This is a genomic window from Rahnella laticis (assembly GCF_015644585.1).
GTDB lineage: Bacteria > Pseudomonadota > Gammaproteobacteria > Enterobacterales > Enterobacteriaceae > Rahnella > Rahnella laticis.
The window spans coordinates 24,821-42,305 of the sequence record NZ_JADOBI010000015.1 but is presented as its reverse complement, the minus strand read 5'-3'; the positions used below and the strand labels follow the sequence as shown (position 1 = coordinate 42,305).

The window sequence follows — 17,485 nt, the reverse complement described above, 5'->3', positions numbered from 1 at the left end:
AGTTCCTTAATACTTCTCACCGCGGGCACGCAGATCGGCCAAGACCGTCTCAATACCCTTCTTATCAATAACACGCATACCTTTAGCAGATACACGCAGAGTTACAAAGCGCTTCTCAGCCTCAACCCAAAAACGGTGGGAGTGCAGGTTCGGCAGAAAACGGCGTTTGGTCGCGTTCAGTGCGTGGGAACGGTTGTTACCGCTCACCGGGCGCTTGCCAGTAACTTGGCAGACTCGGGACATGTCTATTCTCCAAAAATCAAATCAGCTCGAGCTTCGTATAGGGTATGGCCGCCTCGTCAGGCTTTTAGAGCCCATCTCAGCAAACTCCACTGAGAACCGACTCACTGTCGTCGGGTAAAAACCAATTCATCAGGTTAGAAACCTGCTGAGATAGGCTCTTAACGCCAAACCCAAGATTCTCAAAGGTGGCGTAGTATACGCTCTGTAGCGTAAGTGCTCAAGTCCCGAACAGCTAAAGATCCCTAAGGATCTTCAAAAAACGACGCTAAATCCAACCGCGTTCAGCAAAAGAGACTGTTTCTCCGTGGCCTACAACCAAATGGTCGAGGACGCGAATTTCCAGCAGTTGGCAAGCTCGAATAATCTGTTCAGTCACTTTCCGGTCCATCAGGCTGGGCTCAGCCCGACCGGATGGGTGATTATGCGCCAGAATTAGGGCTGCCGCATTAACCTTCATCGCACCGCGAACAATTTCGCGGGGATACACTTCTACGTGCCCAATAGTACCAGCAAACATCTCCTCATGGCGAATAACGCGATGCTGGTTGTCGAGAAAAAGTACCAGAAAGACCTCTCTTTCCCGAAAAACCAGCAAATTCTGCAGATATTCCCGCATGACCTCAGGGCTAAGCATCGCATTCTCAGCATTGAGGTGGCGTAAATATGACCGCCGCGAAAGTTCTGAAACTGCAACCAACTGTGCAAATTTCGCGACGCCCATCCCTTTAATGCCCGCCATTGAATCAAAATCAGCCATCAGCAACTGATGCAGAGAACCGAATTTTTCCAGAAGATTCTTCGCCAGCTCCATGACGTGCATCCCCTGACAACCGGTGCGCAGATAGATCGCCAGCAGCTCCTGATCGGTCAGCCCTTTTGCGCCCTGTTGCAGTAGTTTTTCCCGCGGAGGCAACTCTCCCGGCCAACTTTCCTGTGCTTTCGTCATCCTGACTCCTTTTAGGCGCCGATTGTGGCACAGAGCGCTGCCCGCGGGTGTTTCCGGTTTAAAAGCCTGCGAGGCATTACGCAGAATTTTTATTCATCCGCTTAAGAGCATCGCCAATAGCTGTCATCATTCCGCGTTATGCTAAAATGTCGCTTCTTTCGGCTTACAACCAATCGGACAATGATGATGACGGGACTTTCCGGCAAACATATTGTGCTCGGTATCAGCGGTGGTATCGCTGCCTATAAAGCACCAGAACTGGTACGTCGCTTACGTGAAAGAGGCGCAGAAGTACGCGTGGTCATGACGCAAGCGGCGAAATCCTTTGTGACTCCCCTGAGCCTGCAGGCCGTTTCTGGCTATCCGGTCTCTGATGACCTCCTTGATCCGGCTGCCGAAGCGGCAATGGGGCATATTGAGCTGGGCAAATGGGCTGACTTAGTTCTGATTGCTCCCGCCACGGCTGATTTACTGGCACGAATGAATGCCGGTATGGCGAATGACCTGCTGACAACCGTCTGCCTGGCAACTGCCGCGCCCGTTGCCGTTTTGCCAGCTATGAACCAGCAAATGTATCGCGCTGCCGTCACTCAGGAGAACCTGGAAAAACTGGCCGCACGCGGCACGTTAATCTGGGGGCCCGACAGCGGAAGCCAGGCCTGTGGCGATATCGGCCCTGGCCGGATGCTCGATCCGCTGGTGATAGTCGATTTAGCCAATACCCATTTTTCTGCACGTAAAGATCTGGCGCATCTGAATATCATGGTTACCGCAGGCCCGACGCGCGAAGCGCTCGACCCGGTACGTTTTATCAGCAACCACAGTTCAGGAAAGATGGGATTCGCCATCGCCAAAGCGGCTGCTGACCGTGGCGCACAGGTCACGCTGATTGCGGGTCCTGTATCACAACCGACACCGCCGAATGTCCGCCGCATTGACGTCGAAAGCGCGCTGGATATGCAAAAAGCTGTGCAACTTTCCGCCGCTTCACAGCAGATTTTCATCTCCTGCGCAGCCGTCGCGGATTACCGTGCAGAGTTAGTTGCTGAAGAAAAAATCAAAAAACAAGGTGATGAAATCACTGTAAAAATGGTCAAAAATCCCGATATTGTGGCAGGCGTTGCCGCTATGACGGAAAACCGGCCCTATGTCGTGGGGTTTGCCGCAGAAACCCAGAATGTGGAAGAATACGCGCGGCAAAAAAGGATCCGTAAGAATCTGGATCTGATTTGCGCTAACGACGTTTCACTTGCCGGACATGGTTTCAATACTGATACCAATGCCTTGCATCTTTTTTGGCAGGACGGGGATAAAATCTTACCGCTCAGCGATAAGTCCCTGCTTGGTCAACGTTTATTAGAAGAGATTGTCAGCCGTTATGATGAAAAAAATCGACATTAAAATTCTCGACCCGCGCATCGGTTCGACTTTCCCTTTACCTGCTTACGCAACACCGGGCTCCGCAGGTCTTGATTTGCGCGCCTGTCTGGACGCATCTGTAGAACTGAAACCGGGCGAAACGACGTTGCTGCCAACCGGTCTGGCTATCCATATCGGTGATGCAAATCTGGCGGCAGTTATCCTGCCACGTTCAGGTTTGGGCCATAAACACGGCGTCGTTCTGGGCAACCTGGTCGGTCTTATCGATTCCGATTATCAGGGCCAGTTGATGGTTTCCGTCTGGAACCGTGGTCAGACAACATTTGTGATCGAGCCGGGCGAGCGTATTGCTCAAATGGTCTTTGTGCCGATTGTTCAGGCAGAATTCAATCTGGTGGAAGATTTTGACGCCAGTGAACGCGGTGAAGGTGGTTTTGGCCACTCGGGCCGTCAATAAGAACCTGTTCAGCACCGCAGATTTTGACGCGATATTGAACAGATCCTTATCACTATCAGACCGTAACAACACCAAGGGAACGAAATAAGCCGCAGGATCACAGCGATTCATGCGGCAGTTGTGCGGTTTCTCCATGATTTTAGCCGTTTTTTAGCAAGGGTCTATTCAGACATGGCAGAGAAAGAAACGACAAAAAGGAACCGGCGCGAAGAGATTTTGCAGGCGTTAGCGCAAATGCTTCAGTCCAGCGATGGCAGCCAGCGGATCACTACCGCAAAACTCGCCGCCAGCGTAGGCGTTTCGGAAGCAGCTCTTTACCGTCATTTTCCCAGTAAGACGCGGATGTTTGACAGCTTAATCGAGTTTATCGAAGACAGCCTGATCACCCGTATCAATCTTATCCTCCAGGATGAGAAAGATACGTTAAACCGAATCCGTCTGATTTTACTGCTGATTTTAGGTTTTGCCGAACGCAATCCGGGGCTTACCCGCATTATGACCGGTCACGCACTGATGTTCGAACAAGACCGCCTGCAAGGCCGCATAAACCAGCTTTTTGAGCGGATTGAAGCGCAACTGCGACAGGTATTGCGTGAAAAGAAAATGCGTGAGGGCAGCGGATTCGCCAGTGATGAAACCCTTCTCGCCAGTCAGTTGCTGGCATTTTGCGAGGGGATGTTATCGCGGTTTGTGCGTTCAGAATTCAAGTATCGTCCGACTCAGGACTTTGATACACGCTGGCCGCTGATTTCTGCTCAGCTGCAATAACGTCAATTTTCAGCACAGATTACAGATGCAAAAAAGGGCCGGAAGGCCCTTTTTCATTTCACAGGAATGATCACACGCCGTACGTTTGCTGATACGCGCGCACAGCCGCCAGATGGTCAGCCATTTCCGCTTTCTCTTCCAGATATTCAATCAAATCCGCCAGCGTAATAATTGAAATCACCTTGCAGTGATAATCACGCTCAACTTCCTGAATCGCCGAAATATCCGCGCGGCCACGTTCCTGACGATCCAAAGAAATCAGCACGCCCGCCAGCGTCGCGCTGTGAGCATTGATGATTTCCATGGATTCACGGATAGCGGTACCGGCGGTAATCACATCATCAACCAGCATGACGCGGCCCTGAAGCGGGCTGCCCACCAGTAAACCGCCTTCACCGTGATCTTTGGCTTCTTTGCGGTTGAAACAATACGGTACATCGCGGTCATGATGCTCAGCCAGCGCGACGGCGGTGGTTGTCGCGATCGGAATCCCTTTATAGGCCGGGCCGAAAACTAAATCGAAATCAATTTTTGAATCCATCAATGCTTCAGCGTAAAAACGTCCCAGTAACGCCAGATCACGGCCAGTATTAAACAAACCGGCATTGAAGAAGTAAGGACTGATGCGCCCGGACTTCAGGGTAAACTCGCCGAATTTCAAAACCTGTTTGTTCAGTGCGAACTCAATAAACTGGCGCTGATAGGCTTTCATTGATGGTCTCCTCGTTAACGTCTTATATCTGCAATTGTCAGCCCGCAGGCCATAAAAAAGGCGACTTCTCAGTCGCCTTAAAAATTATTCCGCCAGCGCCGCTTTCTGCGCCTGGAAGATAGTGTCGATCCCCTCTCGTGCGAGGGAAAGTAAAGTGAGTAGTTCTTCGTGGCTGAACGGCTCGCCTTCGGCGGTGCCCTGTACTTCAATCATGCGGCCATCTTCCATCATGACCACGTTCATGTCCGTTTCAGCGGCGGAGTCTTCGACATACTCGAGGTCGCACAGCGCTTCACCTTTCACAATACCGACGGAAACGGCAGCAACCATCCCTTTCATCGGATTGGCTTTCAGTTTACCCGCAGCCACCAGCGCGTTCAGTGCATCCGCCAGCGCCACACAGGCACCGGAGATAGATGCAGTACGCGTGCCGCCGTCAGCCTGCAAAACATCGCAGTCCAGCGTGATGGTGAATTCACCCAGTTTTTTGAGATCCACTGCCGCACGCAATGAGCGGGCAATCAGACGCTGAATTTCAAGAGTACGACCGCCTTGTTTGCCTTTCGCGGCTTCACGCGCATTACGGCTGTGCGTGGAGCGCGGCAGCATGCCGTATTCAGCCGTGATCCAACCTTGTCCCTGACCTTTCAGGAAACGCGGAACGCCTTCTTCGACCGTCGCGGTACACAGCACTTTGGTATCACCAAACTCCACCAGCACGGAACCTTCAGCGTGTTTAGTGTAATGGCGGGTCAGTGTTACGGGGCGTACTTGTTGTGCATTTCTGCCTGCTGGACGCATGGATAGTTCTCCGGGTCGCGAATCGTGTTTGGCTGCGCATTATACGGACTTCGCGAGGTAATGCCTATCATGACCCGCTTACCGGGGCTATAATCGCTGCATCTTTACATTAACAGGTACGCATACATGATCCGTAGTATGACCGCTTATGCCCGACGCGAAATTAAGGGTGACTGGGGCAGCGCCGCGTGGGAACTTCGCTCGGTAAACCAACGTTATCTCGAAACTTACATCCGTCTGCCAGAGCAATTTCGCAGCCTGGAACCAGTTATTCGCGAGCGCATTCGTGCCCGTCTGACACGGGGTAAAGTCGAATGTAATCTGCGTTTTGATCTCGATCCGGGCGCGCAAAGCACTTTGCAGCTGAATGAAAAACTGGCGAAACAGCTGGTTGAAGCGGCGCAATGGGTAAAAATGCAAAGCGACGAAGGCGAAATTAATCCGCTGGAAGTTCTGCGCTGGCCGGGCGTAATGCTGGCCGAAGAACAGGATCTGGATGCAATCAGCACCGAACTGCTGCTGGCGCTGGATACCGCGCTGGACGACTTTATCAGCGCGCGCGAAAGCGAAGGTGCTGCGCTGAAAACGCTGATTGAACAACGTCTCGACGGCGTCAGCGGTGAAGTCGTGAAAGTCCGCGCCCAGATGCCCAATATCCTGCAATGGCAGCGCGAACGTCTGGTGAGTAAACTGGAAGACGCGCAGGTTCAGCTGGAAAATACCCGCCTGGAACAGGAACTGGTATTGATGGCGCAGCGTATTGATGTGGCAGAAGAGCTCGACAGACTGGAAGCGCACGTTAAGGAAACGCATAAAATCATGAAGAAAGAAGAGGCGGTCGGCCGTCGCCTTGATTTCATGATGCAGGAATTTAACCGCGAGTCGAACACACTGGCATCCAAATCGATCAATGCCGATGTCACAACTTCAGCCATCGAGCTGAAAGTGCTTATCGAACAAATGCGCGAACAGATTCAGAACATCGAGTAAATCATCTGTTCTGATGCAATAAAAAACGCCTCCGGTCAGCCTGACCGGAGGCGTTTTTTTATGCTTTAGCTCTGAAAATCAGAAAGAAATTAATCTTCCCAACGTTTCAGGAGTACACAAGCATTCACACCACCAAAACCAAAGCCGTTGGACAGCGCGTAAGTAATGCCGTGCTTCTGCGCCGTGTTGCCAACGATGTTCAGGCCTTCTGCCGCGGCATCTTTGTTTTCAAGGTTCAGCGTTGGCGGGACGATTTGGTCGCGCACAGCCAGGATGGTGAAGATAGTTTCCAGACCGCCCGCAGCGCCCAGCAAGTGGCCGGTTGCAGATTTGGTGGATGTTACCGCCAGCTTCCCGTCTGTACCGAACAGGGTTTTAATCGCGTTAATTTCACCTAAATCACCCACCGGCGTAGAGGTCGCATGCGCATTCAAATGCTGCACGTCTGAAGGCTGAATGCCCGCCTGACGCAAAGCAATTTTCATCGCACGACCCGCGCCGTTGCCGTCTTCCGCACCGGAGGTCATGTGATAAGCGTCGCCGCTGGTACCGTAACCCACGATCTCAGCGAGAATTTTTGCGCCACGCGCTTTCGCATGTTCCAGTTCTTCGATAACCAGCATGCCTGCGCCTTCGCCCATCACAAAGCCGTCACGGGCGCTGTCAAATGGACGGGATGCTTTTTCCGGATGATCTTCGTGGCCGGCAGACATCGCTTTTGCCGCTGCAAAACCACCCAGGCTCACGGTATCGATAGCCGCTTCAGCGCCACCACACAGTGCAACATCAGCTTCATCATTGCGAATCAAACGAACCGCATCGCCGATTGCCTGAACACCCGCCGCACAGGCGGTCACCGGCGCGCCGATTGGGCCTTTGAACTGGTGTTTAATGGAAACCTGACCGGAAGCCAGATTCACCAGGAATGAAGGAATGGTGAACGGGGATAAACGCTTAGCACCGCGGCTGTCGTTGGTGCGCACAGCATGTGCAATCGCCGGGAAACCCCCGATACCAGAACCGATGACGGTTGCAGTACGTTCCTGCTGTTCAGCGGTTTCCGCTTTCCAGCCTGAATTTGCAATCGCCATATCGGCAGCGGCCATGGCGAAAAGAATGAAACGGTCCATTTTCTTCTGGTCTTTCGGCACAACAAACAGGTCAGGGTCGAAACCTGACTCAGGATCCTGTTCTTTAGTTTGTACCTGACCGCCAATTTTCACGGACAGCGTTTCAACAATTTCTTCCGGCAAAACACGGATACCAGACTGACCGGCCAGCAGGCGCTTCCAGATAGTTTCGATATCACAGCCCAGAGGACTCACAGCCCCCATGCCGGTAATAACCACTCGACGATGAGTCATAAAACTTTCCTCTCTGTCTGTTGAAGACATAAGTTTCTGCTGAAACTTCCACCAGCGGGCAGAAACGATTTAATTAAAGGCTGACAGTATGTGACGAATTACGATTTTGTAAACCCGTAACTCGAAATTTTTGTCGCGACTATTTGGCCAGGCTACGCAGAACCAGACCGGTAATGGCCTGAACGCGTTCTTCCAGTTGCTCCGGCGTTTTTTGTTCCAGCAACAGCGGGTGAGAGAACGGAGTCGTCACGCTGGTGATGGCCATACAGACCTCATCCAGAGGCGTCTTACGTTCAAATTCGCCAGACTCACGCCCGTCATTGACTATTTTTTCAACGATGGCATACATCATAGCCCGGTGATTTAGCGTAGATTTCCACTGCTGCGCCGAAGCTGTCGCAGCCAGGTCGTGCAACTTTCGATCCTGAAAGAAGAGATCCAGACTACGTGTTAACAACGTCTTAAAAATTGAACGCAGGCGCAGAGTTGCACTTTGGTCGCTCTGAGCAATCAGCAGCAAAGCCTGATCAATCTGACCGACTCGCTGGGAACAGATTGCTTCACCAATCGCCTGTTTTGACTCAAAAAACTTATAAATATAAGCACTTGAAACACCGATTGATTTCGCCAGATCCGCTACAGACGTTTTGGCATAACCATACAGACGAAAGTGCTCAAATGCCGCATCAATAATTTGTTCGCGTCGTTCGTGTTCGGCTGGTCCACGCTGAGTTAACGCAACCGGAATTTCGGGCTTCATACACTCCTCCGGACAGATAAAATCATTGGGTCTTGCGTCTTTTAGTGACGATTTTAAATAATCGTAACTTAAAAATAGACACTTTTCATCTTTATGGAAGAAACCCATCAGGAAGAAAACGAAAGAAGGATGAACAAACTGGCATGCGATATCTGTTTTTCTAATCTAAAATAAGCCAGAATCCTTCCCGAGCCTTTTACTTAGCCTGACTGATGCGTAAATCACATTAGTTTTTATAATCTGAAATAAGATGCAAAAGAAAAACTTAATCGAGAGTTTATGAAAAGCTCATTACTCTACGCTGCTCCTGCTTTCTCACTTACTGATTTGTCCGGCGAACATTCATGTTACTCACAGTTCTTTATATTATTGGGATCACCGCAGAAGCCATGACCGGTGCTCTGGCGGCCGGGCGTCGTAAAATGGACTCCTTTGGCGTCATTATTATCGCAGCGGCGACTGCCATTGGTGGCGGATCTGTTCGTGACATGTTGCTCGGGCACTATCCTTTAGGTTGGGTTAAGCATCCGGAATACATCGTCATTGTGGCCGTTGCTGCCATTATGACGACCTGGCTGGCACCACTGATGCAACATCTTCGCCGGCTATTTCTTGTGCTTGATGCCGTAGGCCTGGTGGTGTTTTCAATCATCGGGACGCAGGTTGCGCTTGATATGGGCCACGGCGCCATTATTGCTTCAGTCTGTGCAGTGATTACCGGCGTTTTCGGCGGCGTACTGAGGGATATGATGTGTAATCAGATCCCGCTGGTTTTCCAAAAAGAAATCTACGCCGGGATCTCTTTCGCCTCCGCCTGGGTTTATATCGGCCTGCAATACCTCGCATTGCCGCACAACCTGGTGGTGATCATCACCCTGCTTGTCGGTTTTACCGCACGCCTTATCGCGCTGCGCTTTCGCCTCGGGCTGCCGGTTTTCAACTACCCCCACTCAGACCATTAAGTTATCGGCTGGCTTTGTGCGTTACTGAAAAGCAGGCAGTTCTGCCTGCTTTAGCCGTCCGGCCAGCGCCATAACCTGAGGGTGATGGATAAAGTCGTAAACCTGACGGGCCCGTTTTTGCCCAACTCCGGCCAATGTTTCCCATTCACCTGAAGTAAGTTGTTCCAGCTGACGCCAGTTTTGCCTTTGCTCCGCAAACTTCAGGGCAAAGGTAGGAAAACCCAATGCTGACAGCCAGTGCCTGAAACTTTTATCCCGTGCCAGCTGGATTTGCGCCACCAGCTTCTGCGCCTGCTTAACACTAATTCCCGGCACAGCCGCCATGTCCTTCTCATTCAGATTTAACCACGCCACCAGTGAATCAGCCGGGATCCTCTCGAACAACTTTTGCCACGTCGCACCACCAAACCCGGCCATATCTAATCCTTCAGGACCACTAAGCCAGACAAGGCGCGAGAGAAATTGCTGCGCGCAACCGGGCTCCGGAGTGAAACAAGAAAGCGCATCATATTGTTGTGGATCAGGAAGGTTTATTTCGGGGCGTTCGCTCACGCGCCACGTGACATCATCAAGGCGCGGGATCCCCTGACCGGCCAGACTGATAGCCACCTGATCACCGGGCAACACATCCCATGCTTTAAAGCGGGCAACCGAGCCTACACTGACTTTACTCACCGATTTATCGTCCAGTTTCAGCGTCTTCAGGTTCAGAATTACGGTGACTTTTCCACTTCGCCCCGTGGTTGTTGTAATTCCGGAGACTTCCGTGAGTTGTCTTGCGGGCGGGTATTTCCACGCAACGGCCCATGCGGCGGGTTTATTGATCCAGTATTTTCCGGCTGGCTCTTCTTGCTGGCGGATCACCACGCCATCGGTCGCAAAAGGCAGCAGCCGGAGAAACCAGGCATCACGCCATTTCGATACATCTTCCACCGAGTTAACTGCAAGTGTGAATTGAGAAACTTCAGGGAACCCTAAAGCACTAAGTTTTTGGAGATGTTCCTGCATGTCGGCAGGCCCGTCAGGCCATGACCAGATGAAGATGCCAAGTTGACTGAGCTGATCGGACACCGAATTTCGCATCATGGCACCCGCCACTTTCGATCTCGCATTCATGCCACCTTCAACACTTTGTTGGTGACCGGTCATCTTCAGATACAGCTCGCCCTGCAATACCAGTTCCGGGCTTTTATCGGCAATATTGAGTGGAATTGACGGAATGGAAGCCGCTTTAACCGTCCAGTTCTGGCCTTTGGCGCCATCGCCCCGGCTTAACAGAGCCGCCAGTTTGCCATACCGGTAAATCAACGAAACGGCCACACCATCGACTTTAGGCTGTACCCAGAGATTTTTACGGCCGCGCATCCAGTCTGATACAGCCTGTTTATCACGTAATTTATTGAGCCCGGTATGAGCGACAGGGTGAGTAACGATGGCGTCATCGCCACCCGGTACCGTGAGCTCAGGCAATGGCAATCCGGCGCACTGCAACCACTTACTCTGCTTCTGTCGCAGGTTATCGTAAACAGAATCTTCGATCGGGCTGCTTCCGGATTCATGGTACACCTTGTCCCATTGAGCCAGTTGCTCCGAAAGCTTATGTGTTTCCCGGTTCAGCTGCGCCGCTGACCACGCAGGACAATCCTGCTGGAATATCTCACCGGCAACCGTTGGGAAAATAAAACAGAACACACTGATAAAAAGAATGAAACGGCGCATAAGCACCTCCTTGTGAGCGCCAGTAAACGTTGTCGATATCTTATCTGCCAGTGCCAATGTTCATTCTTGCGAGATGCTTTCCTGGTTATTTCATTCGTTGCTGTAATACAAAGAAATTTTGGAATGCAGCGCGTAATTCCACAAAGTGGGGCTGTTTTCCCGAGCTTAGTTACGATGAAATACGTCGGAACGCTGCACCGAATGCGGCGAGCGTGTATACTGTGCGAGAGATCACTCTTCGCATACTTCCTATCAACCCAATCAGTTGAAACGTCATCATGGTTCAAGGCACGCTATATATTGTCTCCGCCCCGAGTGGAGCAGGTAAATCAAGTCTGATTCAGGCTTTACTGAAGACACAACCGCTCTACGACACACAGGTTTCTATTTCCCATACCACCCGTACAGAACGTCCGGGCGAGAAACATGGCGAGCACTACTTCTTTGTCTCTAAAGAAGAGTTTCGCGAGATGATTGAACGTGATGCCTTTTTAGAACACGCAGAAGTTTTCGGGAATTATTACGGGACTTCACGTGAAACCATTGAGCAGGTTTTGGCGTCTGGTGTTGACGTTTTCCTGGATATCGACTGGCAAGGTGCTCAGCAGATCAGGAAAAGAATGCCGCAGGCACGCAGTATTTTCGTATTGCCGCCATCAAAAGATGAGCTTGACCGTCGCCTGCGTGGCCGGGGTCAGGACAGCGAAGAAGTCATCGCAAAACGTATGGCGCAGGCTGTTGCAGAAATGACGCACTTTGCTGAATACGACTATTTAATTGTGAATGATGATTTTGATCTGGCTTTATCAGATTTAAAAACGATTATTCGCGCCGAACGTCTGCGTCTGAGCCGTCAACGGCTCCGTCATGACGGATTAATCACCAAACTATTGGCAGACTGAAGTCACTTTCAGTATTATGCCCAGTCTTTCGTCACCCTGTGGAGTAGCACATATATGGCACGCGTAACTGTTCAAGACGCTGTTGAGAAAATTGGTAACCGTTTTGACCTGGTGTTGGTGGCTGCTCGTCGCGCACGCCAGCTGCAATCTGGTGGTAAAGATCCACTGGTCGCTGAAGAAAACGATAAATTCACTGTTATTGCCCTGCGCGAAATTGAAGAAGGCCTGATCACTAATCAGATCCTCGACGTTCGTGACCGTCAGGAACAGCAAGAGCAGGAAGCCGCAGAGATTCAGGCAGTGACTGCCATCGCTGAAGGTCGTCGTTAATTAACGAAACGGATCTCACTTGTATATCTTTGAAAGCCTGAATCAACTGATTCAAAAATACCTGCCGGAGGAGCAAATTAAGCGCCTCGTGCAGGCTTACCTCGTGGCGCGGGACGCGCATGAGGGGCAAACACGCTCCAGCGGTGAGCCTTATATCACTCACCCGGTAGCCGTGGCATGTATTTTGGCTGAAATGAGGCTCGATCATGAGACTCTGATGGCGGCGTTATTACACGACGTTATCGAAGACACGCCTGCAACCTACCAGGATATGGAACAACTGTTTGGCAAAAGCGTTGCTGAACTGGTTGAAGGCGTTTCAAAGTTAGACAAGCTGAAATTCCGCGATAAGAAAGAAGCACAGGCGGAAAACTTCCGCAAAATGGTCATGGCGATGGTGCAAGACATCCGCGTCATTTTGATCAAACTCGCCGATCGTACCCACAATATGCGCACGCTGGGCTCTCTTCGCCCGGATAAACGTCGCCGCATCGCCCGCGAAACGCTGGAAATTTACAGCCCGCTGGCACACCGTTTAGGTATTCACCATCTGAAAACCGAGCTCGAAGAGCTGGGCTTCGAAGCACTCTATCCAAACCGTTATCGCGTCATCAAAGAAGTGGTGAAAGCCGCACGTGGTAACCGTAAAGAGATGATCCAAAAAATCCTCTCTGAGATAGAAGGCCGTTTAACCGAAGCCGGTATTCAGTGCCGTGTAAGTGGTCGCGAAAAACACCTGTATTCGATCTATTGCAAAATGCACCTGAAAGAACAGCGTTTCCATTCCATTATGGATATCTACGCGTTCCGGGTGATCGTTAAAGAACTCGATACCTGTTACCGCGTGTTGGGCCAGGCGCACAGCCTGTACAAACCGCGTCCGGGTCGGGTTAAAGATTACATCGCCATCCCTAAAGCCAACGGCTATCAATCTCTGCATACTTCTTTAATCGGCCCGCACGGTGTTCCGGTTGAGGTACAAATCCGTACCGAAGATATGGATCAGATGGCAGAAATGGGGGTTGCGGCACACTGGGCTTATAAAGAGAACAGTGAAACCAGCACGACGGCGCAGATTCGTGCGCAGCGCTGGTTGCAAAGCCTGCTCGAACTGCAACAAAGCGCAGGCAACTCATTTGAATTTATCGAGAGCGTGAAATCGGATCTGTTCCCGGACGAGATTTACGTCTTCACGCCGGAAGGCCGTATTGTCGAATTGCCTGCGGGTGCGACACCGGTCGACTTCGCGTACGCCGTGCATACCGATATCGGCCATGCCTGCGTCGGCGCCCGTGTAGATCGCCAGCCTTATCCGCTCTCGCAGCCGCTGACCAGCGGCCAGACAATCGAAATCATTACCGCGCCGGGCGCCCGCCCGAATGCGGCATGGCTCAACTTTGTCGTCAGCTCACGCGCTCGCGCCAAAATTCGTCAGATGCTCAAGAACCTGAAACGTGATGATTCCGTTTCGCTCGGTCGACGTCTGCTGAACCATGCGCTGGGTGCCGGTAAGAAACTGTCAGACATTCCGCCAGAAAATATCAAAAACGAACTCGACCGCATGAAGCTCGCGGCGATGGACGATTTGCTGGCTGAAATTGGTCTCGGTAACGCCATGAGCGTCGTCGTGGCTAAAAATCTGATGGGTGATCAGTCTTCGATGGCAACATCGGGTACACGAAATCTGCCAATCAAAGGCGCAGACGGCGTGCTGATTACCTTCGCGAAATGCTGCCGCCCTATTCCGGGTGACCCGATTATTGCTCACGTGAGCCCGGGTAAAGGACTGGTTATTCATCACGAATCCTGTCGTAACATTCGCGGTTATCAGAAAGAACCTGAGAAATTCATGGCCGTTGACTGGGACGATCACCAGGAAACCGATCAGGAATTTATCGCGGAAATTAAAGTCGATATGTTCAACCATCAGGGCGCTCTGGCAAATCTGACCGCTGCGATTAACGCCGCGCAGTCAAACATCCAGAGCCTGAGCACTGAAGAAAAAGACGGCCGCGTATACAGTGCCTTTATCCGCCTGACGACCCGCGACCGCGTTCATCTGGCGAATATCATGCGTAAAATTCGTATCATGCCGGATGTCATCAAAGTTACCCGCAACCGAAACTGATTGTTATGACCCCAGAACGTTATGCGCGCATCCGCGAAATGCTTGCGGCCCGACAGCCAGACCTGACGGTCTGCATGGAACAGGTGCATAAACCGCATAACGTTTCTGCTGTCATCCGGACCGCCGACGCCGTCGGTGTTCACCAAATCCACGCCGTCTGGCCAACAACCCGAATGAAGACGCTGGTGTCTTCCGCTGCGGGCAGTAACAGCTGGGTTCAGGTCAAAACGCACAAAACTATTCAGGATGCCGTCGCCAAAATGAAGGCGCAAGGTATGCAGATTCTTGCGACCAATTTGTCTGAAAAAGCCGTCGATTTCCGCGCGATTGATTACACCCGTCCGACCTGCATTTTGCTGGGGCAGGAAAAAACCGGTATTACTCCCGAAGCGCTGGCTCTTGCAGACAGCGATATCATTATTCCGATGATCGGGATGGTACAGTCGCTGAATGTGTCTGTGGCCTCCGCTTTAATCCTGTACGAAGCACAGCGCCAGCGTGAGAATGCCGGAATGTATACTCGCGAGAACAGCGTTTTAAGTGAGAAAGAACAGCAACGTCTGCTCTTTGAAGGTGGCTATCCGGTCTTATCTCATGTGGCGCAACGTAAGAAATTACCGCGTCCGTTCATTGATGAGAATGGTCAAATTATTGCTGATGAGGAATGGTGGTCAGCGATGCAAATGACGGTGAAAAAAAGATGAAAGGCCGCCTGCTCGACGCCATCCCGCTCACGTCGCTCTCCGGCGTGGGAGCCAGTCAGGCAGACAAACTCGCTAAACTCGGTCTTGAAACTATTCAGGATCTGCTGCTTCACCTTCCCCTGCGTTACGAAGACCGCACCCGTCTGTACACCATCAATGATTTATTGCCGGGCATCTTTGCGACCGTTGAAGGCGAAGTGCTGCGAAGTGACATCAGTTTCGGCCGTCGCAGAATGCTGACCTGCCAGATAAGCGATGGCACTGGTTTGCTGACATTGCGATTTTTCAACTTCAACGCCGCCATGAAAAATAGCCTGGCTGCTGGCCGCCGCGTGACGGCTTATGGCGAAATCAAACGCGGCACGCACGGCGCTGAAATCATTCATCCGGAATACCGTATTCAGGGCGAAAACAGCGAAGTTGTTTTGCAGGAATCGCTGACGCCGGTTTATCCGACAACGGAAGGCATCCGTCAGGCCACGCTGCGTAAACTGACCGATCAGGCGCTGGAATTACTCGATACCGTGCCTATTGCGGAACTGTTGCCGGAAGAACTGAGCCGTTCGCTAATTCCGCTTCCGCAGGCGCTGCATTTACTGCACCGTCCGCCGCCAGATATTCAGCTGGCCGATCTTGAGAAAGGGCATCATCCGGCACAACGCCGTCTGATTATGGAAGAGTTGCTGGCGCACAATCTCAGCATGCTGGCCGTTCGCGCTGGCACGCAAAACTATAAAGCCATGCCGCTGGATCATGACGATCGTCTGAAAAATCAGTTCCTGGCCTCTTTGCCGTTCAGCCCGACCGGCGCACAACAGCGCGTGGTGGCTGAAATCGAACAGGATTTAGCTAAAAGCTATCCGATGATGCGTCTGGTTCAGGGCGACGTAGGTTCAGGTAAAACGCTGGTAGCAGCACTTGCTGCGCTTTGTGCGATTGCGCAGGGTCAGCAGGTAGGGCTGATGGCGCCGACCGAATTACTCGCCGAGCAGCACGCTAATAATTTCCGTCAGTGGTTCGAACCGCTGGGAATTCAGGTCGGATGGCTGGCCGGAAAACAAAAAGGCAAAGCCAGACAGGCGCAGCAGGATGCGATTGCCAGTGGCCAGGTTTCGATGGTCGTCGGGACTCACGCGATATTTCAGGAACAGGTTCTGTTCTCCTCATTATCTCTGGTGATCATTGATGAACAACACCGCTTTGGCGTTCATCAGCGGCTGGCATTGTGGGAGAAAGGTCTGCAACAGGGACTCCATCCGCATCAACTGATCATGACCGCAACGCCAATCCCGCGAACGCTGGCGATGACCGCTTACGCGGATCTGGATACGTCGGTCATCGACGAACTTCCGCCCGGGAGAACGCCGGTAACAACCGTTGCGATCCCTGATACGCGCCGCAGCGATATCATCAGCCGCGTGAAAAGCGCCTGCGAGCAGGAAAATCGTCAGGCTTACTGGGTTTGTACGCTGATTGAAGAATCAGAAATGCTGGAAGCTCAGGCGGCGGAAGCCACCTGGGAAGGGCTGAAAGAAGCGCTGCCTGCGCTGAATATCGGGCTGGTTCATGGCCGGATGAAAGCACAGGAAAAGCAGGCCGTCATGCAGGCGTTCAAACAGGGCGAAGTGCAGCTTCTGGTGGCGACAACCGTCATTGAAGTGGGCGTCGATGTGCCCAACGCCAGCCTGATGATCATCGAAAACCCGGAACGCCTCGGGCTGGCGCAGTTGCACCAGCTGCGTGGCCGCGTCGGACGAGGTGCAGTCGCTTCTCACTGCGTATTGTTGTACAAAACACCGCTGAGCAAAACAGCGCAGAAGCGCTTGCAGGTTTTACGCGACAGCAACGATGGTTTTGTGATTGCTCAGCAGGATTTAGAAATCCGCGGGCCGGGCGAATTGCTGGGCACGCGCCAGACCGGCAGCGCTGAATTTAAAGTCGCTGATTTGCTGCGCGATCAGGCCATGATCCCCGACGTACAGCGCATTGCGCGGTATCTTCAGCAGCAATTTCCCGATCATGCCAAGGCGCTGATTGAGCGCTGGCTGCCGGAAAGAGTGCGTTATACCAACGCATAATTCTTATGCTTTTCGACTTTCGTTTTTCTCTCTGAAACGCCAAAACATTATTGAAAATGATGTTTTGGCTTCAATGTATTAACCCGACTTTTGCTCATTTCTGCCTCAAAACCATTAAGTCCTCTGGTTATTTGATGACCTTCACAGACTGGGGCAAAGTCGGTAACCGGTTTCATATCCCGCCACTACACTGATGATAATTAAGGCAAGCCTGTCAGATCCCCTCACCATAAGGCCAATA

General features: G+C 51.9%; 17 protein-coding genes. 10 read left to right on the top strand and 7 right to left on the bottom strand.

The window, feature by feature from the left end; all coding sequences use genetic code 11:
• Positions 1-6 precede the first annotated feature (6 nt).
• Both rpmB and radC read right to left on the bottom strand, forming a co-directional pair.
• Positions 7-243, bottom strand: a complete 237-nt coding sequence (rpmB, locus tag IV433_RS23200; protein ID WP_101079928.1) for a 50S ribosomal protein L28 — start codon at positions 241-243, stop codon at positions 7-9.
• Between the two features lie 265 nt (positions 244-508).
• Positions 509-1,189, bottom strand: a complete 681-nt coding sequence (gene radC / locus IV433_RS23195) for a RadC family protein (RefSeq protein WP_195816124.1) — start codon at positions 1,187-1,189, stop codon at positions 509-511.
• 183 nt (positions 1,190-1,372) lie between these two features.
• Between radC and coaBC the strand changes: the two genes are divergently transcribed.
• From coaBC to slmA, 3 genes are all read left to right on the top strand, one after another.
• Positions 1,373-2,590 carry a bifunctional phosphopantothenoylcysteine decarboxylase/phosphopantothenate--cysteine ligase CoaBC gene (coaBC, locus tag IV433_RS23190; protein ID WP_195816123.1) on the top strand — a complete coding sequence of 406 codons (1,218 nt, stop codon included), beginning with the start codon at positions 1,373-1,375 and terminating at the stop codon, positions 2,588-2,590.
• Positions 2,568-3,026 (top strand): dUTP diphosphatase, encoded by a 459-nt coding sequence (gene dut, locus IV433_RS23185; RefSeq protein WP_195816122.1) that lies wholly within the window; start codon positions 2,568-2,570, stop codon positions 3,024-3,026. The genes coaBC and dut overlap by 23 nt, the downstream gene beginning before the upstream one ends.
• Positions 3,027-3,197: 171 nt before the next feature.
• Positions 3,198-3,794 (top strand): nucleoid occlusion factor SlmA, encoded by a 597-nt coding sequence (slmA, locus tag IV433_RS23180; RefSeq protein WP_101079931.1) that lies wholly within the window; start codon positions 3,198-3,200, stop codon positions 3,792-3,794.
• A gap of 70 nt (positions 3,795-3,864) precedes the next feature.
• On the opposite strand, the gene pyrE is transcribed toward slmA, so the two are convergent.
• Together pyrE and rph are read right to left on the bottom strand one after the other, a co-directional pair.
• The gene (pyrE, locus tag IV433_RS23175; RefSeq protein ID WP_195816121.1) at positions 3,865-4,506 is read right to left on the bottom strand and encodes an orotate phosphoribosyltransferase; all 642 of its coding nucleotides are present in this window, start codon (positions 4,504-4,506) and stop codon (positions 3,865-3,867) included.
• A gap of 84 nt (positions 4,507-4,590) precedes the next feature.
• On the bottom strand, positions 4,591-5,307 hold the full coding sequence (gene rph / locus IV433_RS23170) for a ribonuclease PH (protein ID WP_101079933.1): 717 nt from the start codon (positions 5,305-5,307) through the stop codon (positions 4,591-4,593).
• A gap of 126 nt (positions 5,308-5,433) precedes the next feature.
• Between rph and IV433_RS23165 the strand changes: the two genes are divergently transcribed.
• Positions 5,434-6,297: a YicC/YloC family endoribonuclease gene (locus tag IV433_RS23165; protein ID WP_195816120.1), complete on the top strand. Its 864-nt coding sequence runs from the start codon at positions 5,434-5,436 to the stop codon at positions 6,295-6,297.
• An 89-nt stretch (positions 6,298-6,386) separates the two neighbouring features.
• On the opposite strand, the gene fabF is transcribed toward IV433_RS23165, so the two are convergent.
• Positions 6,387-7,661, bottom strand: a complete 1,275-nt coding sequence (gene fabF, locus IV433_RS23160) for a beta-ketoacyl-ACP synthase II (RefSeq protein ID WP_195816119.1) — start codon at positions 7,659-7,661, stop codon at positions 6,387-6,389.
• Positions 7,662-7,800: 139 nt separating this feature from the next.
• Positions 7,801-8,421: a TetR/AcrR family transcriptional regulator gene (locus tag IV433_RS23155; RefSeq protein ID WP_195816118.1), complete on the bottom strand. Its 621-nt coding sequence runs from the start codon at positions 8,419-8,421 to the stop codon at positions 7,801-7,803.
• 344 nt (positions 8,422-8,765) lie between these two features.
• Here IV433_RS23155 and IV433_RS23150 point away from each other — a divergent pair, with 344 nt between their 5' ends.
• Positions 8,766-9,383 carry a trimeric intracellular cation channel family protein gene (locus IV433_RS23150; protein ID WP_195816117.1) on the top strand — a complete coding sequence of 206 codons (618 nt, stop codon included), beginning with the start codon at positions 8,766-8,768 and terminating at the stop codon, positions 9,381-9,383.
• A 21-nt stretch (positions 9,384-9,404) separates the two neighbouring features.
• Here the strand turns inward: IV433_RS23150 and ligB are convergent, their stop codons facing one another.
• Positions 9,405-11,102, bottom strand: coding sequence for an NAD-dependent DNA ligase LigB (gene ligB / locus IV433_RS23145; protein WP_195816116.1), 1,698 nt, complete (start codon positions 11,100-11,102; stop codon positions 9,405-9,407).
• Between the two features lie 278 nt (positions 11,103-11,380).
• Here ligB and gmk point away from each other — a divergent pair, with 278 nt between their 5' ends.
• Genes gmk through recG form a run of 5 tightly spaced genes read left to right on the top strand, consistent with a single transcriptional unit; the run spans position 11,381 to position 17,244 of the window.
• Positions 11,381-12,004, top strand: coding sequence for a guanylate kinase (gene gmk / locus IV433_RS23140; RefSeq protein ID WP_104923929.1), 624 nt, complete (start codon positions 11,381-11,383; stop codon positions 12,002-12,004).
• Between the two features lie 54 nt (positions 12,005-12,058).
• Positions 12,059-12,334: a DNA-directed RNA polymerase subunit omega gene (gene rpoZ, locus IV433_RS23135; RefSeq protein WP_015699238.1), complete on the top strand. Its 276-nt coding sequence runs from the start codon at positions 12,059-12,061 to the stop codon at positions 12,332-12,334.
• 19 nt (positions 12,335-12,353) lie between these two features.
• Positions 12,354-14,462 carry a bifunctional GTP diphosphokinase/guanosine-3',5'-bis pyrophosphate 3'-pyrophosphohydrolase gene (spoT, locus tag IV433_RS23130; RefSeq protein WP_095924090.1) on the top strand — a complete coding sequence of 703 codons (2,109 nt, stop codon included), beginning with the start codon at positions 12,354-12,356 and terminating at the stop codon, positions 14,460-14,462.
• Between the two features lie 5 nt (positions 14,463-14,467).
• The gene (gene trmH, locus IV433_RS23125; protein ID WP_195816115.1) at positions 14,468-15,166 is read left to right on the top strand and encodes a tRNA (guanosine(18)-2'-O)-methyltransferase TrmH; all 699 of its coding nucleotides are present in this window, start codon (positions 14,468-14,470) and stop codon (positions 15,164-15,166) included.
• Positions 15,163-17,244 (top strand): ATP-dependent DNA helicase RecG, encoded by a 2,082-nt coding sequence (gene recG / locus IV433_RS23120; RefSeq protein ID WP_195816114.1) that lies wholly within the window; start codon positions 15,163-15,165, stop codon positions 17,242-17,244. Before trmH ends, recG begins: the two co-directional genes overlap by 4 nt.
• The last annotated feature ends 241 nt before the right edge of the window (positions 17,245-17,485 follow it).

What these genes read in the sequence shown, in the direction of transcription:
- rpmB (WP_101079928.1), bottom strand. Translation starts at nt 243, where the DNA reads ATGTCCCGAGTCTGCCAAGTTACTGGCAAGCGCCCGGTGAGCGGTAAC.
- radC (WP_195816124.1), bottom strand. Translation starts at nt 1,189, where the DNA reads ATGACGAAAGCACAGGAAAGTTGGCCGGGAGAGTTGCCTCCGCGGGAA.
- coaBC (WP_195816123.1), top strand. Translation starts at nt 1,373, where the DNA reads ATGATGACGGGACTTTCCGGCAAACATATTGTGCTCGGTATCAGCGGT.
- dut (WP_195816122.1), top strand. Translation starts at nt 2,568, where the DNA reads ATGATGAAAAAAATCGACATTAAAATTCTCGACCCGCGCATCGGTTCG.
- slmA (WP_101079931.1), top strand. Translation starts at nt 3,198, where the DNA reads ATGGCAGAGAAAGAAACGACAAAAAGGAACCGGCGCGAAGAGATTTTG.
- pyrE (WP_195816121.1), bottom strand. Translation starts at nt 4,506, where the DNA reads ATGAAAGCCTATCAGCGCCAGTTTATTGAGTTCGCACTGAACAAACAG.
- rph (WP_101079933.1), bottom strand. Translation starts at nt 5,307, where the DNA reads ATGCGTCCAGCAGGCAGAAATGCACAACAAGTACGCCCCGTAACACTG.
- IV433_RS23165 (WP_195816120.1), top strand. Translation starts at nt 5,434, where the DNA reads ATGATCCGTAGTATGACCGCTTATGCCCGACGCGAAATTAAGGGTGAC.
- fabF (WP_195816119.1), bottom strand. Translation starts at nt 7,661, where the DNA reads ATGACTCATCGTCGAGTGGTTATTACCGGCATGGGGGCTGTGAGTCCT.
- IV433_RS23155 (WP_195816118.1), bottom strand. Translation starts at nt 8,421, where the DNA reads ATGAAGCCCGAAATTCCGGTTGCGTTAACTCAGCGTGGACCAGCCGAA.
- IV433_RS23150 (WP_195816117.1), top strand. Translation starts at nt 8,766, where the DNA reads ATGTTACTCACAGTTCTTTATATTATTGGGATCACCGCAGAAGCCATG.
- ligB (WP_195816116.1), bottom strand. Translation starts at nt 11,102, where the DNA reads ATGCGCCGTTTCATTCTTTTTATCAGTGTGTTCTGTTTTATTTTCCCA.
- gmk (WP_104923929.1), top strand. Translation starts at nt 11,381, where the DNA reads ATGGTTCAAGGCACGCTATATATTGTCTCCGCCCCGAGTGGAGCAGGT.
- rpoZ (WP_015699238.1), top strand. Translation starts at nt 12,059, where the DNA reads ATGGCACGCGTAACTGTTCAAGACGCTGTTGAGAAAATTGGTAACCGT.
- trmH (WP_195816115.1), top strand. Translation starts at nt 14,468, where the DNA reads ATGACCCCAGAACGTTATGCGCGCATCCGCGAAATGCTTGCGGCCCGA.
- recG (WP_195816114.1), top strand. Translation starts at nt 15,163, where the DNA reads ATGAAAGGCCGCCTGCTCGACGCCATCCCGCTCACGTCGCTCTCCGGC.